The organism is Nonomuraea sp. NPDC001684 (assembly GCF_053596515.1).
In genome coordinates this window covers 1-1163 of record NZ_JBSFGJ010000901.1, presented here as the reverse complement: position 1 = coordinate 1163, position 1163 = coordinate 1, and the positions used below count along the sequence as shown (strand labels likewise).

Below are 1163 nucleotides of genomic sequence, written 5' to 3'. Positions count from 1 at the left end.
GTGGGCCCGAGCGCTCCGAGGGCCGCCGCCGCGTCGCCGGGGTGGCGGAAGACGATCTGCACGCGGTCGCCGCCGACCTGCCTCTTGAGCGCGCCGGGGGAGCCCGCCGCCGCGACCCGGCCCTCGCGCAGCACCACGACCTGGTCCGCCAGGTGGTCGGCCTCGTCGAGGTACTGGGTGGTCAGCAGCAGCGTGGTGCCCTCGCGGACCAGGTCGCGCAGCGCGTCCCAGAGCTCGCGGCGGCTGCGCGGGTCGAGCCCCGCGGTCGGCTCGTCCATGAACAGCACGGGCGGCGCGACGATCAGGCTCGCGGCCAGGTCGAGCCGCCGCCGCATGCCGCCCGAGTACGTCCTGACCAGCCGCCGCCCGGCCGCGGCCAGTCCGAACCGCTCCAGCAGCTCCTCGGCCCTGCTCCTGGCCCGCGCCCTGGACAGGTGGTAGAGGCGGCCGAACAGCTCCAGGTTGCGCCGGCCGGTCAGCAGCTCGTCCACGGCGGCGTGCTGACCGGCCAGGCCGATGCGGAAGCGCAGCCGGGCCGCGTCGCGCACCACGTCGAGCCCGGCGACCTCGGCCCGGCCGCCGTCCGGGCGGAGCAGGGTGGCCAGGATGCGCACGGTCGTCGTCTTGCCTGCTCCGTTGGGGCCGAGCAGCCCGCACACCGTGCCGGCCGGGACGTCGAGGTCGATGCCCCTGAGCGCCTCCGTGGCCGCGTACCGCTTCCGCAAACCCTCCGCGCAGATCATCGCGAGGCTCCTTAACGGCGTTAAATCTAACAGCGTTAAGGATGCATTGAACGTTGTTAAGCTGTCAACCGTGGCACTTGAGAAGGGCACCATCGTGGCCGCGGCGCTGCGGCTGCTGCAGGAGACCGGGCTCGACGGGCTCACGCTGCGGCGGCTCGCGGGCGAGCTGGGCGTGCAGGCGCCCGCGCTCTACTGGCACTTCACGAACAAGCAGGAGCTCCTCGACGCGATGGCCGAGGCGATGACCGCCGCCCACATGACCCGCCCCGCGCTCACCGAGCCCGCCGCCTGGCGCGAGTGGATGAGGGACCACGCCCACCGCGACCGGGCGATGCTCAACTCCTACCGCGACGGCGCCCGGCTGGTGGCCGGCACCCGGCCGTCACCGGTGCTGTTCGAGGTGGTGGAGCGGTCGGGGGC

2 protein-coding genes are annotated in these 1163 nt (G+C 73.9%); one reads left to right on the top strand and one right to left on the bottom strand.

Annotated elements, in window-relative coordinates; all coding sequences use genetic code 11:
• Window positions 1–743, bottom strand: a 743-nt coding sequence (locus ACWCSD_RS52950) for an ATP-binding cassette domain-containing protein (protein WP_449927622.1), incomplete at its 3' end; no start/stop codon positions are given.
• Window positions 744–813: 70 nt separating this feature from the next.
• On the opposite strand from ACWCSD_RS52950, the gene ACWCSD_RS52945 reads away from it, so the two are divergent.
• Window positions 814–1163, top strand: a 350-nt coding sequence (locus tag ACWCSD_RS52945) for a TetR family transcriptional regulator (RefSeq protein WP_449927619.1), incomplete at its 3' end; no start/stop codon positions are given.